The organism is Shewanella algicola (genome assembly GCF_014648035.1).
GTDB classification, from domain to species: domain Bacteria; phylum Pseudomonadota; class Gammaproteobacteria; order Enterobacterales; family Shewanellaceae; genus Shewanella; species Shewanella algicola.
The window spans coordinates 1-14330 of sequence record NZ_BMQI01000015.1; the positions used below are offsets into that span (position 1 = coordinate 1).

The following is a 14330-nucleotide window of genomic DNA, read 5'->3' on the forward strand; positions in this document are numbered from 1 at the left end:
ACTGCAAAAGCGTCAAATAAGTTAAGCTCGCCTATTGACTGACGGAAGGCTCATATGTGTTATAGCTTTATATTGGCTGAGCATTGAAGTAATTACCATATTCTGCATGAGTTTGAACCCAGAGCGCAATCTTAACGTCAAAGCCTTTCTTTTTGATTTCTTCACCTAGTTCTCTCATGTAATTTTCGTTTGCATTAAAGTCACCAAGAGAAAGTACTTCAGCTCCAATTTTTGATATTTGATAACAGCCAAGTGCTAACTTTTTATTAGGATCTTCCGCTTCAATTAGTAGTATCTGGTTTCGGTTTACCAATACATTTGAAAATTTGTCAGCCTCTCTGCTATTGAACGTTAGCTTTAGGCCGCTCACCTGACCACCTTGAACTCCATTAACAATACCCAGATCATCCATTTGAAGAAGGAAGTTAAAATCTATTCCTTGCTTTTCAAGCTGAGGGCACTTAAAGATTGACCGACCAACAGCGAATTGACCTAGTTTTGATATTGCCATGGCTTCTTCTTGAGATAAGTTCTTTATAAACTCAAGAGTTCTTAATGAATATGAACCAGGAGATTTTACTTCACCTGCTAAAGTCCGAGCCCAGATCTGACGAAGCTCTTCACTATTTGTGGATTTAGCATGATCCCGCCATCTTGATAGCCAGTCTGAATCAACTTCTTTCTCAGATGGTTCTTGTTGAGAACGGAGTAGCTCTTCCTCCGCCAAACCAATTGTTTTGTTTATATTGATTTCTTGCTGTATTTCTTCAGCTTTTCTTTGTTGCTCGATTTTCTCAGAAAAACTATCGAGGCTAATAGTTGGCTCTAGTCTTCCAAGGTAATCAACAGAGTGATCTTCTTCATTTTTAGGGCCACCAAGTTCTATTAATCGCCCATCATCTAGTAGTTTCTTTTTACCAAGCTTAATTTGTTCAGCTTCTACTTCGGCCTGAGCAAGCATTAGCATTTCGTCCCGCCTTACTTCGGCATGAGCTTTTCCTTCTCTTTTAATTTGCCACGGAGAAGCCAAAGATCCTATGCCGTCCTTAGCTAAAGTTTCCCAAAGCTTAATTAGAAGCTTTTCTCCTAACATATTCTCTCCATTGCTTCGATCTTGATGAGGCTATAACGCTGAGGTAATGGGCAACTTTGCTGCGAAGCAGCGCTTAAAGTTGTCCAGCCGTAGGCGCCATTGACCGTTTTGTTATGTTTTTTTTGAAGACACATAGTCTCTAAATATTTTTAGCAATTTGAATAAATCAATCGAAAACCCAAAAAAACCTGGCTTTGCCTCAAACGGGTTGCTTATTTCAGGCCAATAACGAGAGAACCGTTGCTTAAGCTCCGCTAGCTCATTACTTGCCAAACTTAACTCATTTGATACTAGCTTTTCAGCTATTGCATATCCAGACTCACACACCGACCTTAGATCATTAGCAAATTTATCATAACGAGGATCATATTGATCTGTTTCTTGAAACCGGTCACGAGTGTTTAATATTATCTGATTGAATCTACTTTTATTGTATCCATGCTCAGTTAACCTCTTATACACAAATTGGTTAAATGTTGGGATATCTACTTCTTTTAGAGAGTATTTTTCGATTTCCCCAAGACTTAGTGAGCCAATATTATGATTGTGGTACTGATCATTTTCTATGGAAGAACAATACAGCACGTGAAGTTCTTTGGCCTCATCTGACTGAGGCTGAAGAATCGATAGGGCATTCTTTTCGATGTATATAAGCTCAGCTTTTAAAATCATATCTATTTGTTTGTCGAGCTGATCTTCCATTCAAGTTCACCGTACGATATTGATGGTTTTAAACATAACGCCAAGCTAAGCGGCGCAGTTTACTGCGTCCAAAGCTTGAGCGCCTTGTTAAAAGTTGTTTAGTCGCCGAATGCTTCGCTAGTACTTCCAAAAGCGTATTCATGTAAATTTGTTTCTTCATCAGACGTAATCAATTTACCCGAGAAGTCATCAAAGCTAATTCTAGGATTGAAAGATTTACCATCAACCTTAATTTCGCCTTGATCGTGTAACATCGAGAGATCAAAGGTGAAGTCCCCAATAATTTCTTTTGCTACGTCATCGGTAATTCCATTCTTTTTAAGTTTCTCCTTTAGAAGCAATATAACCTGATATTGCCACTCAGTAGCTAGCTCTTCATATTCTTCAGTGACTTCAACTTCCATGCTTACCTCTAATGACTTTTAACAGCTTATTGAAGGGCTCGCCCGATAATGTCGGCCCTTTAACTTATTGATTAATATCATCCTACATTTAGTATCTTATTGATGTAAAGCCGTTTTATTTAACTTCACTGACAAATAAAAGCGGGCTTGCGCGTTAAAAGTGGACTCAATATTCGACAAAAACTAAAAACACATCAATTTCAATGTATTACAGAACTATCGATTTATTAATAGTAGTACTTTAGTTTACTTATTAGCCGATTAAACTAAAAACACGCCAAAAAACATTACAACTGGTTTTATACAAGGGCTATCCATTTAGCGCCACCAGTGTCAATATGTAGTAATGAAAACTTCATCGTATCTATTAAAAGCTGGCGTCGATTACCCTACAAATTGGGACGAATTTGTTGATTGGTTTCATGATGAACAATCTTGCACCAGCTACCTTTATGCACTTCGTTGGCCAAACGGATTCATTTGCCCAAGCTGTTCGAGCTATCAATCACCTTATCAGTTAAGTAATGGCAAGTTAAAATGTCATGCTTGCCGTTCTCAGTGTTCAGTAACATCAAGTACACTTTTTGACAAAACAAGAACCCCCATGAAAAGTTGGTTTGCAGCTGTCTGGTTTATTACAAATCAAAAGAATGGGGTCAGCGCTCTTGGGATCCAAAGGCTATTAGGCCTTGGGAGTTATCAAACTGCTTGGTCTTTAATGCACAAGTTAAGATATGCCATGGTTGATCCTGAAAGAGATAAACTGTCCGGCATCGTAGAGGTTGACGAAACATTAATAGGTGGTGTCATTCCAAAATCATCTATTAAAAATCAACAAGGTAAGCGTAAAGCTGTAGTTTTGGTGGCTGTTGAGCTGCTATCACCCTCTGGATTTGGGCGAATACGTTTAAGGCAAGTAGAAAGTGCAACTAAAGAACATATCCATCAATTCATTCAAGATGTAATAGAACCTGGTAGCACAATTTGTAGTGATGGTTCTCAAGCATACAAACAAATAGACAAAAAAGGATATAAGCACAATCGGATAGTGCATTTAGGTTCATCTGTACCTGCACATGAAACAATGGCTGGGGTTCATCGAGTCTCATCATTATGTAAAAGATGGCTTTTAGGTACGTATCAAGGTGCGGTAAAGGCTAAGCAACTTGATTATTATTTAGATGAGTTTACATTTCGCTTCAACAGAAGAAAGTCAGATTCACGGGGATTATTATTCTACAGATTGCTTGAGCAAGCAGTGCGTTCTAAGCCGATAACGTACAAATCAATTAAAAATCGATAACCACAATATATAGTGGTTGGTGGTGCTAAGTGGATAGCCCTTTTTTATACACAGTACACACTACATAAAGGTGGGAGAAATGGCTGACACTAGATATTTATCAGACATTTGTAAGTCGGTTACAGATGAGGTTAAAGCTGGATAGTTCCCCATCGAAAATTATGTGTTTTTCATCATTTTTCGTCTAGGGCACTGTGGGTTTCCAAGGGGTGCAAATATTTTACCCTTTGCTCTGGTAACGGTGAAGCGCCACGACGTTAGTGGCCACAGGCCATGCATCAACATGAAGATGACCGAAGGTCATAACCCCGAAAGGTTATAACCTTACGTTGCTTACAAATAACGCGCAAATTGCTGGCCACTTTTAAGCGGTTTAGTGGGTGCGACGACTGCTGGGGTGCCGACATATAAGAAGCCCACAATTTGATCACCTTCAGTTAATCCTAATGCGGCATTCACATCAGCGTTAAAGGCAAAATCACCACTACGCCATACAGCACCAATACCTAAAGCGAATGCGGCTTGTTGCATGGCCATGGTAGCGCAACCTGCTGCAATGTGCTGCTCTATGGCTGGTACTTTGTCATGCTGTTGCGTTTTAGCCACAACGGTTATCACCATAGGCGCACGATATGGCATATTACCGGCTTTGGTTATCATGGCGTCATCTGCACCTTGTGCTTTTGCTGCTGCAACAAAAATATCAGCTAACTTAGCAAGGCCATCGTCAACGGCAATGATAAATTCCCACGGTGTTAGTGCGCCGTGATCGGGTACTCTAGCTGCGGCATCGAGTATAAAGGTCAATTGTTCATCGTTAGGCGCTGGGGCCACAAGGCGTGGTGTTGATTGGCGAGTCAATAACAGTTGTTTAGCGTCCAAGGTACTATCCTGCTGAATAAATTATGTTGCTGATATTATCAAAAATCCCACCAATTTGGTGGGATTAATTAAGAGGGTTTCATCTGCTGAGTGAACAGCACTACTTTAATAAGCGACGGCTAATAAAATAGTCGACACTGGTGTAGCGTCCACCGCCAATAACCAGCAAGGCAAGTAGCATAAATAAGTAAGTCATGGCGAATTCGATACCATTATTTAAAATCACAAAATTACCTGAGCTGGTCAGCCATTCGTAATTACCATGTTGTTGTAATATAGATTTAGCCGCGGCTAACTTTTCTGCAGATGCCATCACGTTTTCATTGGCAAGCCATGAACTGGCATCGGCAATGGCAAGCCAACCATTGGGTAAATGCACCGCAAAGGCTGCCACTAGCATGGTGATCATCATAGGTAATGCGACTAATCGAGTGGCTAAACCTACCAGTAATAATGCTCCGCCAATTAGCTCGGTACCTGCCGCTAATGCTGTCATCAGCTCTGGCATGGGTAAACCTAAACCCCAATCTGGGTTACCAAACCAGGCAGCGGTGTCGTCAAAATGAGACAGTTTATTATAGCCTGCTTGCATTAATACCGGCGCAAGGTAAAGCCTTAACGCCAAAGCGGCTATGCCTTCTGAATGCTTAACCACTTGTAGAAATTTTTGATAAAGCCCAATTAACGCCTGCATATATATCCCATTTTGATTGTCTCGTGCCTTAAGAGACCCGCTAAATCAGCAAAATATTTCAAACTGGGGTTATTTATCTAGGTGTAGCTCGGTGAGATCGTCAACAAGCTCGGTGAGTTTTTTATCAAAGTGTTGGCGTTGCTTATCAGTAAATGTTTGATTTAGTGCAATAAGCATTGAGCCAAACTTATGGGTATTTTCATTAACTTTGTCGCGGTAAACGAGCGATTTAAGTTCGTCGGGTGCGGTCATTAAACGAGTCATTTGCGTGCTAAAGTATTCGGTTTCACTGCGACGTAGCAAAGCTTGTTCAAATTGGCGCTGCCATTCATGTCGATATTCTAACCACATATCAAGTGTGGCGAGTCGCTCAGTCGTGGCTTGATGAATAATATTTTTTTGTACTTCGCTAACGTTGCCAGTCCATTCTTTAAGTTGTTTTTCAATTCGTTTATTTGAGTCTTTTACCAGCTCAGCCTGATCTTTACCGGCATATTCATCAACTAACTCTTGCTGCTCTTTTTTAAGCTGAATAAGCACTTGTTGTACCTGGTCATCATCAAAACTGGCAATAATAGGCAAAAGTTCTGGCATAACAAAATTGAAGATACGATACCAATGAGACTTAGCCATTGTCACTTGTTGCTGCCAAAGCTCAGGCGTTAAAGTGTTTTGTTTGGCCTGTGCTGACAATAACTGCAACTGGTCGCGATAGCGTGGTAGCTCTTCCTCTCTATGCCACACTAAAAAGTGTTCTATTACCTCGTCGAATTTATCTTGTTGAGCACTATTTAAATCAACATATTCTTCGACTTCCCATTCGATGGCCCAGTCTAAGAAGAAGTAACTGACTTTTGTTGAACACCCCACAAAAAACAGCGAACACAGCAGTACTAAAAGCAGCTTTTTGGTCACATTGAATCCCTCAATAAAATCTAATCCAGTTAATAGCAGAGTGAACCTTAAACAGAAATATAGCCCAAATAATCATTAAAATAGTCTATGTATTGGGTTGATTGTTCAGTATCTTGCGCCGCCATTAATAACGCCCACATCGCCGAAAACAACCAAAAGCAATTGATTGCAGCAGGTAATGCCGCCTTGGCTGCTGCCACGTCTGTTAAGCTCGCCATCTGACAATATTGCACAATAACCTTGTGGGTCAATTGATTTACTTGCTCATTTGTTAACTGATGTGTTGCTATGGCACTGGCTAAATCAAATAACGGGTGGCTAGCAACGGCATACTCGTAATCAATACAATACAATTTGGCTTGGCCAATATGGCCAGGATTATTTTGCAAGCTCAACGAAGAGCTTAAGAGTAAATTGTGTGGTGTTAAATCACGATGACAGAACATAGGCAATAACACGCACGACTCTAGTTGTGATAACCAATGCCTTACGCGGGCATTTAATCGTTGCAGTTGTTGCCATGCTTGTTGCCAATGCAGCTGAGTTTGCTCTGTACTGTATTGTGCAAGTTGTTCGGCATACTGTTGCCATTGCGCGCTAACGGTGATGCTCCTAGACGGTACAGGTAATTGACTCAGCGAGGCAAACAATTGCGCCAGTAAAGTAACCGCATCCACATTAAGATGAGTCATCGCTGTCATTGGACGAGTAGATGAATGGCCAAACATGGATGAGAACAGGCTCCAATCGCCTTGCGGTTGAGTGATAAACTCACTTAAATAAAATTGCTTGTCGTCACTCACCCACTCGAGTTTCGGCGCGATATTTGCCGCGATAGCAGATCGCCAACATTCAACCTCAAGCGCCCTATTACACCAATGACTATGACGTTGATTGACCCGCAACACCTTGTCACCCGAGGGGAAAGATAACAAATAGTTTTGATTACTTAAGCCCGTATTTAATAAGGTAACGGCAGTGCATTGGGTTAATAATGAGTGATATGTTGCTGCGGGTATTGCCTGCTGCAACATATTAATTAACTCATAAGGTAACGTGAGTAAGGGTGATGACATAAACTTTACCGCTATAACAATCTGATAATGCTGTGATTATACACTAATCGCCTGTTGAGAAAGTTTATCTTGTTCAACAACCGAGTGTTGATATTTTTTACGCCACATCATGTAACCGGCAATGGCCATTGCGACATATAAAATAAACAAACCTGAGGTCAACATCAGCCCTTTTTGGAAATAAAGGTAGATGGAGACTACATCGATGACCACCCAATACAGCCAGTTTTCGAGCACCTTTTTGGCAACTAAATACGTCGTCATTACCGCAAAACAAGTGGTTGCGGCGTCAATGTAGGGAAATGCTGCAGCTGTGTAATTCGCCATACCATAACCCACCACAATAGACACTAAAGATGTCACCGCGATAACGATGGTATGAGTCTTTAGAGTCCAACTGGTGATGTTAAGCTGAGAACTGACATTGTGTTGTTGAGATTGTTGCACTGACGGCACATGCAACCACAGCCAATAGCCATAAACGGCCATGCCCATGTAATAAATATTGAGCACCGACTCCATGAGTAGCGATACATTCCAAAACAATACCGTATAAATTGCAGTGCTCAGAAACGCGGCCGACCAACACCAAATGTTAGTCCGCATTGCCAAAATAAGGTAAGCCAACGCAAGCATGACCGCGATAGCCTCCCAAAATGTCATGACCGACGCTTCGTTAAAGGCTTGTTGAATGGCTAACATCACGTCATTCATGGCTGCTATTCGCTATGACTTAGGTTAAGTTCGCCACCAATAAACTTGCACACAAACACGGCTTTGCCCCACTTTTCGTGAGCGGCTTGCATTTCAATGGCTAGCATTGACATAACATCAACGTATTCACCACACACTTGTGTTGCCATAGCGTTGGTGACACGTTCAATATTGTTATAGCTATCAACACGGCCAATAAACCACTTGATTGGGTCAAGGTAGTTTTCGTTGAATGGATACATACTAATTTCAGCAGTTAATTTCATTGTTCATTTCCTAAAAGGTATGCGGCACCGAGTGATGCCGCGGTTGAACTTACATAAATTTATAATCAAGCGTAATACCAAGTTGGCGTGGGTCACCATAGCGAATGTATTGCTTGTCGGCCCAATCTAGGTCAGGTTCGTTACCAAAATAGAAGCCGCGCACACCGTATTCTTTATCAAATAAGTTTCTGCCCCATAAATAAGCCGACCATGTTGCGGTTTCGTAACCTAGGCGGGCATTATAAATGGTGTATGCATCTGATGTTGACTCATTGCTGTCTGAGTAATAAAAATCACTTTTACCACTGGCATTGATGTTAGCAAACCAGCCTGAGTCGGCAACATAGGTCATACCGGCACTGTAGGTAAACTGCGGTGAATGGGCTAATTCACGGCCAGATAAGTCCACAACCGAGCCGTATTTATCACTGTATTCATATTGGCCATATTCGGTCTCAAGCCAGCCTACGCTGCCATAAAACTCGATATTTTCGGTTAAGTACCATTTAGCATCCAGCTCAGCACCGTAATTTTGCGAACTACCGGCATTTTCAGTAAATAAAATAAATCGTTGTGGGTTGTCAGGGTCTTGTAAAGACGCAGACACTTGCTGATCTTCACGGTCCATAAAGAATATGGCTAACGTAGAATCTATTTGACCGTCTAACCATGTTGATTTGATGCCGATTTCATAGTTATACAAAATCTCAGTATCAAACTCTTTTTTGTTGGCCAACTCTGTCGGCAACGTCATATTAAAGCCACCCGCTTTATAGCCTCGCGCAATGCGTGCGTACGCGTTATGGTTATTATTAATGGCTTTAGAGAGCGCAATATGCCCACCCCACATGTTTTCTGACGGGTCAAAATTATCGTTATTACTGTCGCGGTATTCACTGTCGCGGCGTTCAAATCGCAAACCGGTAGACAACAAATAATCATGACCTAATTGGCTGTCTAACTGAGCAAAAACGGCATAATTTGTAGCTTCATAACTTGACTTAAGCACTTCATCTGGCCATGTGTTGTACTCTGAATACAAGTCGTTATCTTCATTGAGGTTCATCATATACACCCCAACTAACCAATCAGTGCTGCCAGCAAAAATCCGCCCGGCATCTTTTGACGATAAACGAAACTCTTGGGTTAGCGTTTGGCGATCGCCCTCTTTATCCCAAGTGTAATCGTATACGCATGGCTCGCTGCCTGTGACATTGTAATCATCGTCATACTCTGTACATTCTTTGCTAGCCCAGTAATCGGGGTTGGCCCAGTCACCGTCATAAGCATGGTGATGGTCTGTTTGTGCTATTGATGTTAGCGAGGTAAGGTCAAATCCCTTCGCGCCAGTATAAATAAACTTAAGCCCAGCACCAGTGGTTTCTTGCGCATCAATACCCGGTTGGTCGGTTAAGGTATTACTGCTGTTGTTGTCTAATGTCCAGGCATCATAACCATTGTCGAAGTTAGCATGTAATAAGGTCAAATCAATTTGTAAATCGTCTGTGGCATACCAGCGTAATTTAGCGCGGGCGCTTAGCTCGTCACGTTGATTAGTGTCGTCACTATTTAGATACAGATTATCTCGGTAACCATTTTGATTATGTTGCTCAACAGAGACGCGATACAGCAATTTACCGGAGTCGTTTAGTGGCCCTGAGCTAAAACCTGAAAAAGTGCGTAGGTCATCGTCGCCCACACTGACTTTAACGCCGTGCTCAAAAGTGTCTGTCGGGTCATTACTTTTTAAATAAATTAACCCAGCTAATGCATTGGCGCCGTATTGTGTCCCTTGTGGCCCACGCAGTACTTCAACTTGCTGCATATCATACATGCTCGACACCATACCAAGCCCTGATAAATCAATGTCATCGACCACAAAGCCAACTGATGAGTTTGGCGCGCCTTGGTATTGCTCTTGCTCGCCGACACCACGAATTTGGAAATACTTAGGACGTGAACTGCCACCTGACCAGTTAAAATTGGCGATAGAATTTAGCACATCTTCAAAATGTTGTGAGCCTTCATCTTCTAATTGCTGCGCATCAATGACCGTGACGCTTGATGGCATTTTATCAAGGCTGATATTACTAAAATCAGCATTAACAACAATGACTTCCATTTTTTCATATTCTGGCGTGACCTGCTCAACATCAGCAGTTTTAGCCATAACAATAGGCGAACTCAATGCAGCGATAACCGCTAAGGCAATTGGTGTATGGGATAACCCAGTAGAATTTTTCGTGAACATAGGACCTCAAATAGTTATTTTGAGATCCGGCAAGAGTAGCGAATAAGAGGTGCACTTAGAGATAGTGTGGCCCATTCCTACGCCGGTATAAGCCGGATCAGGTTCTAAGGGTTTGTCTTAACGACATCTCAGTTCAGCATTACTGAACACCCCTTGGCGGCCACGAGTATAAACTATCTAAAATCTGATTACACGATCCGTCATACAATTTGATAACACAAAAATAGCCTGTTGATATCAAGCCGTATGTTTCGTTGCATTTAAGCAAACAAAGCCTTGCTCTGTATTGCGTTATCACTTATCAGCAGCGATTAATCTGAGTATGTTTCGCGCACATATATCTCAAAATGACTGACTTGAGTATTAGGCGCTACCGCACTGACTTGCAGTTGTTGCATGCCATGTAATTTGACCGACTTCCAACTCGTTGCCTCATTTTCAATGGTATAGCCGTTGGCATCAAACCAGGTAAATTTGTATTGCACGCGTTGGTCATAACTCGACTTGCTTTGAATTAACGCCGAGGCTTTAACTAAGTCGCCCACCATAATGGAAGCAATATCGGTGACATTGACATCACTGGCAAAAGAGCTGCTATCAACGCGAACTTGTCCATTAGAGTCAACGGCAATACCCGCGGTGTTGTGAGCACAAGCGCCAAGTAACAACGTTGATGTGAATACGATAATCGATGCGAGTTTCATAATCTTTTCCTTAAATGTTACTTGGCATATAGCCTGATTTAATCTAACAAAAAGTGGGCCCTAGCTGTGGCGATCAATTGTTTTCGGTTAGTTTGCCAACAATTAATACTGACATTGGCCACTCGGCGCCCTTGACGGGTAATTTTACATTCTGCAAACGAGTCTTGATGTAAGCCAGCACGTAAATAGTCAATTGAAAAATCAACAATTTTAGGCACCTTTTTAGCTTGCATAAACACCATTAATTGCACAATGGCCGACATTTCCATAAAGCCTGCAATCACCCCGCCATGAATAGCCGGTAAAATAGGATTACCGATATTGTCATCTTTTGCGGGCAATCTAAACACCATTTCGTCGCCAAAACGGGCTACAGACATACCAATAAATTGTGAGTACGGCACTTTTTCGAGCAAATAACTGTAATCATTTAACTCAATGGCACGCTTTACCACATCTTGAACATCCAACTCACTTGATGCCTCTGGGGTTGTGGGCTCAGTCATGCTGACTCTCCGGCAAATTACCCATTAACGCCTGACGAAACTCTTCGCCAACCATTTCAGGGCTAATACGCATAAATGAACCGACCGCATGGGCAATCGGCTCATCAATACTTTCTTGATAAGCAATCGCGCGGGTAAAGGCAACACTTGACGATAAACGATAACATTCTGCAAAGGCATAGACCGGTTTGTGCGGCTCTGCTGGCTTCATGTAATCGACCCGTAAGTCTAATGTTGGCGACAACTCAAGCGATTGATATTTTTTTAAAATGGCGCACACCACTGCCGTGCCGCAAGCGGTGTCGATGAGGGTGGTAATCACCCCACCATGGATCACACCCGTATCAGGGTAACCAATAATGTCTTGGCTGTATGGCAACTCAATTAATACATGATGTTCACTGGCTTCTTTTACACTTAACCCTAAGCGGCGACACTGAGCAAGCTGGTTTACAAAGCGCGTAGCCACTTCAGTTAACGGAAAAAAATCACTGTTAATTTTCATTAGTCGCGGCTCAGCATTGGGCCTAATGGCTTACCGCCTAAAAGATGCATATGAATATGATACACCTCTTGGCCACCATGTTTATTGCAGTTCATAATTAACCGATAACCATCGTCTGCAATACCTGCTTCATCGGCTAATTTAGCCGCTACGGTCATCATTCGGCCTAAGGCTTTTTCATCAGATGCTTTAACATCATTTGCCGTGGCGATTAAATGGTTAGGAATAATTAAAATATGAGTGGGTGCTTGAGGAGCGATATCGCGAAATGCAGTGACAAGTTCATCTTGATATAAAATATCTGCTGGAATTTCACGACGAATAATTTTACTGAATATGGTTTCTTCGGCCATTTTAGGATCCTTAATGAATGACAGCATTTTGCTAGTGATAATAGTAACAAGTCTTTGATCTCTGACTCCAGAAAAAACTCAATTAATCAGCTATCTTTTACAGAAAATGGGATTCGTTTGCTTAACCGAGTCATTTTTGGCAGCATTGTCGATTATAGCTCAATCCTTTTGATTGTAACGCTTCTACTATTTGGAATTCTTTATGCATTATCATATCCATGCGATCGATCCTAAAGCGCACTTATTTGAAGTCACTCTCACTGTCACCCAAGCCTCACCATCACAGGTATTTTGTTTACCCGCTTGGTTACCTGGCAGTTATATGATCCGTGATTTTGCCAAAAACATTATTGAAATTGATGCCACAGAAAATCAACAAGCACTAACTGTCACCCAGTTAGATAAACAAACCTGGCAGGTAAATAACCAGGGTAGCGACATCGTATTGTGCTATCAAATTTACGCCTGGGATCTATCGGTACGTACCGCCCACCTTGATACAAACCACGGTTTCTTTAATGGCAGTAGCGTGTTTTTAGCCGCTAAAGGGCTTGAGTTACACCCGCACCAGGTCACCATTGCTAAACCCGCCTTAGCCGAGTTAAGCCACTGGACTTTAGCCACCAGCATGAACAGAACCGCTGGCGAACAATTTGGTTTTGGCGATTTTAACGCGCCAAACTACGATGACTTAATCGATCATCCCGTTGAAATGGGCGAGCTCAGCATAGAAACCTTTTATGCTGCTGGAGTGCCACACGATATCGTATTAAGTGGTAAACACCGCGCCAATATGGCTCGCCTGGCAAAGGATTTAACAGCCATTTGCGAGTATCAAATTAACTTATTTGGCACGCCAGCGCCGTTTAAGCGTTATGTGTTTATGACCACAGTATTAGATAACGGCTTTGGCGGACTCGAACATAAAGCCTCAACCGCCTTAATGTGCTCGCGCAATGACCTACCTTTGTCACTCGATGCGCCGGTAGATAAAGGCTATCGCACCTATTTGTCACTTTGCAGCCACGAATACTTCCATTCATGGAACGTCAAACGGATTAAGCCGGCCGAGTTTACCCCATTTGATTTATCGCAAGAGTCATACACTGAGCAGTTATGGGCATACGAAGGGATTACCTCATACTATGATGATTTAATTACCTTTAAATCTAAGTGTATTGATGAAAAAGGCTATTTAACCCTACTTAGCCAAATCATGACGCGAGTGTATCGCGGCGAAGGACGTTTTAAGCAAACCCTTAAGCAATCGAGCTTCAATGCATGGACCAAGTTTTACAAGCAAGATGAAAATGCGGCTAACGCCATTGTCAGTTATTACACCAAAGGCGCACTATTTGCGTTGTATTTAGACCTAACAATCCGCATAGAAACCCAGGGCAAACATAGCCTTGATGATGTGATGCGCGCGTTATGGCAACAATATGGCCAACCACAAATTGGCACCAATAACATGAGCCACCAACAGATTGTTGAAAAACTGCTTAATCGCTCGTGTGATGATATTTTTGCTTATTTAGACAACACCCAAGACATACCGCTAAGCAACTTGCTTGAACAGGTCGGTGTTAGCATGACAGTGCGTGCCAGTGAAGGTACAGCAGATTTAGGTGGCGGAGATGCTAAAGGCTATAAAATCGCCTTTGGCGCTAAAACAAAGCCTGAATCACTTGGCCTAAAAGTGTTAACCGTTAGCCAAAACAGCCCTGCACATCAAGCGGGCCTCAGCGCCGGAGATTTGCTGATTGCCGCTGATAATTTACAAGTCAACGCCCAGTTTGAGCAACAACTGCAAAGCTATAGCGTAGGACAACAACTTAATTTACATTGGTTTAGACGCGATGAATTAATGCAAGGCCAGTTGCCAGTGCGCGAAGCTGTTGCTGACACCATTTCATTAACCATTAGCGATGCCAGTAAAACGGTACTTTGGTTGAATTAATC

16 protein-coding genes and 1 riboswitch are annotated in these 14330 nt (G+C 42.1%); of the genes, 2 read left to right on the forward strand and 14 right to left on the reverse strand.

Features of this window, described 5'->3' with window-relative positions:
* Positions 1-67: 67 nt before the first annotated feature.
* The 3 genes from IEY42_RS08180 to IEY42_RS08190 form a co-directional block, all read right to left on the reverse strand.
* Positions 68-1093 carry a DUF2806 domain-containing protein gene (locus IEY42_RS08180; protein WP_188924806.1) on the reverse strand — a complete coding sequence of 342 codons (1026 nt, stop codon included), beginning with the start codon at positions 1091-1093 and terminating at the stop codon, positions 68-70.
* A gap of 111 nt (positions 1094-1204) precedes the next feature.
* The gene (locus IEY42_RS08185; protein WP_188924807.1) at positions 1205-1795 is read right to left on the reverse strand and encodes a hypothetical protein; all 591 of its coding nucleotides are present in this window, start codon (positions 1793-1795) and stop codon (positions 1205-1207) included.
* 98 nt (positions 1796-1893) lie between these two features.
* Positions 1894-2199: a hypothetical protein gene (locus IEY42_RS08190; RefSeq protein ID WP_137223003.1), complete on the reverse strand. Its 306-nt coding sequence runs from the start codon at positions 2197-2199 to the stop codon at positions 1894-1896.
* Between the two features lie 346 nt (positions 2200-2545).
* On the opposite strand from IEY42_RS08190, the gene IEY42_RS08195 reads away from it, so the two are divergent.
* A complete protein-coding gene (locus IEY42_RS08195) occupies positions 2546-3502 on the forward strand; it encodes an IS1595-like element ISSod11 family transposase (protein ID WP_188924808.1) in 957 nt (318 codons plus the stop codon).
* A gap of 333 nt (positions 3503-3835) precedes the next feature.
* Here the strand turns inward: IEY42_RS08195 and IEY42_RS08200 are convergent, their stop codons facing one another.
* The 11 genes from IEY42_RS08200 to hinT form a co-directional block, all read right to left on the reverse strand.
* Positions 3836-4384, reverse strand: a complete 549-nt coding sequence (locus IEY42_RS08200) for an NAD(P)H nitroreductase (protein WP_188924809.1) — start codon at positions 4382-4384, stop codon at positions 3836-3838.
* Positions 4385-4484: 100 nt separating this feature from the next.
* Complete coding sequence (locus IEY42_RS08205; protein WP_188924810.1) at positions 4485-5078, reverse strand: HvfX family Cu-binding RiPP maturation protein; 594 nt, start codon at positions 5076-5078, stop codon at positions 4485-4487.
* Positions 5079-5147: 69 nt separating this feature from the next.
* Positions 5148-5993 (reverse strand): DUF6279 family lipoprotein, encoded by an 846-nt coding sequence (locus IEY42_RS08210; protein WP_188924811.1) that lies wholly within the window; start codon positions 5991-5993, stop codon positions 5148-5150.
* Between the two features lie 47 nt (positions 5994-6040).
* Complete coding sequence (locus IEY42_RS08215) at positions 6041-7069, reverse strand: phosphotransferase (RefSeq protein ID WP_188924812.1); 1029 nt, start codon at positions 7067-7069, stop codon at positions 6041-6043.
* A gap of 36 nt (positions 7070-7105) precedes the next feature.
* Positions 7106-7783 carry a nicotinamide riboside transporter PnuC gene (pnuC, locus tag IEY42_RS08220; protein ID WP_188924813.1) on the reverse strand — a complete coding sequence of 226 codons (678 nt, stop codon included), beginning with the start codon at positions 7781-7783 and terminating at the stop codon, positions 7106-7108.
* A 5-nt stretch (positions 7784-7788) separates the two neighbouring features.
* A complete protein-coding gene (locus tag IEY42_RS08225; protein ID WP_188924814.1) occupies positions 7789-8049 on the reverse strand; it encodes a hypothetical protein in 261 nt (86 codons plus the stop codon).
* A 49-nt stretch (positions 8050-8098) separates the two neighbouring features.
* On the reverse strand, positions 8099-10300 hold the full coding sequence (locus IEY42_RS08230) for a TonB-dependent receptor (RefSeq protein WP_188924815.1): 2202 nt from the start codon (positions 10298-10300) through the stop codon (positions 8099-8101).
* Positions 10301-10357: 57 nt separating this feature from the next.
* Positions 10358-10464, reverse strand: a riboswitch (TPP riboswitch).
* 147 nt (positions 10465-10611) lie between these two features.
* The gene (locus IEY42_RS08235) at positions 10612-11004 is read right to left on the reverse strand and encodes a YcfL family putative periplasmic lipoprotein (RefSeq protein ID WP_275974598.1); all 393 of its coding nucleotides are present in this window, start codon (positions 11002-11004) and stop codon (positions 10612-10614) included.
* Positions 11005-11042: 38 nt separating this feature from the next.
* Positions 11043-11510 (reverse strand): PaaI family thioesterase, encoded by a 468-nt coding sequence (locus IEY42_RS08240; RefSeq protein WP_188924816.1) that lies wholly within the window; start codon positions 11508-11510, stop codon positions 11043-11045.
* Positions 11503-12015 (reverse strand): PaaI family thioesterase, encoded by a 513-nt coding sequence (locus IEY42_RS08245; RefSeq protein WP_160056246.1) that lies wholly within the window; start codon positions 12013-12015, stop codon positions 11503-11505. The genes IEY42_RS08240 and IEY42_RS08245 overlap by 8 nt, the downstream gene beginning before the upstream one ends.
* Complete coding sequence (hinT, locus tag IEY42_RS08250) at positions 12015-12368, reverse strand: purine nucleoside phosphoramidase (protein WP_188920417.1); 354 nt, start codon at positions 12366-12368, stop codon at positions 12015-12017. The genes IEY42_RS08245 and hinT overlap by 1 nt, the downstream gene beginning before the upstream one ends.
* A 202-nt stretch (positions 12369-12570) precedes the next feature.
* Here hinT and IEY42_RS08255 point away from each other — a divergent pair, with 202 nt between their 5' ends.
* On the forward strand, positions 12571-14328 hold the full coding sequence (locus IEY42_RS08255) for a M61 family metallopeptidase (RefSeq protein WP_188924817.1): 1758 nt from the start codon (positions 12571-12573) through the stop codon (positions 14326-14328).
* The last annotated feature ends 2 nt before the right edge of the window (positions 14329-14330 follow it).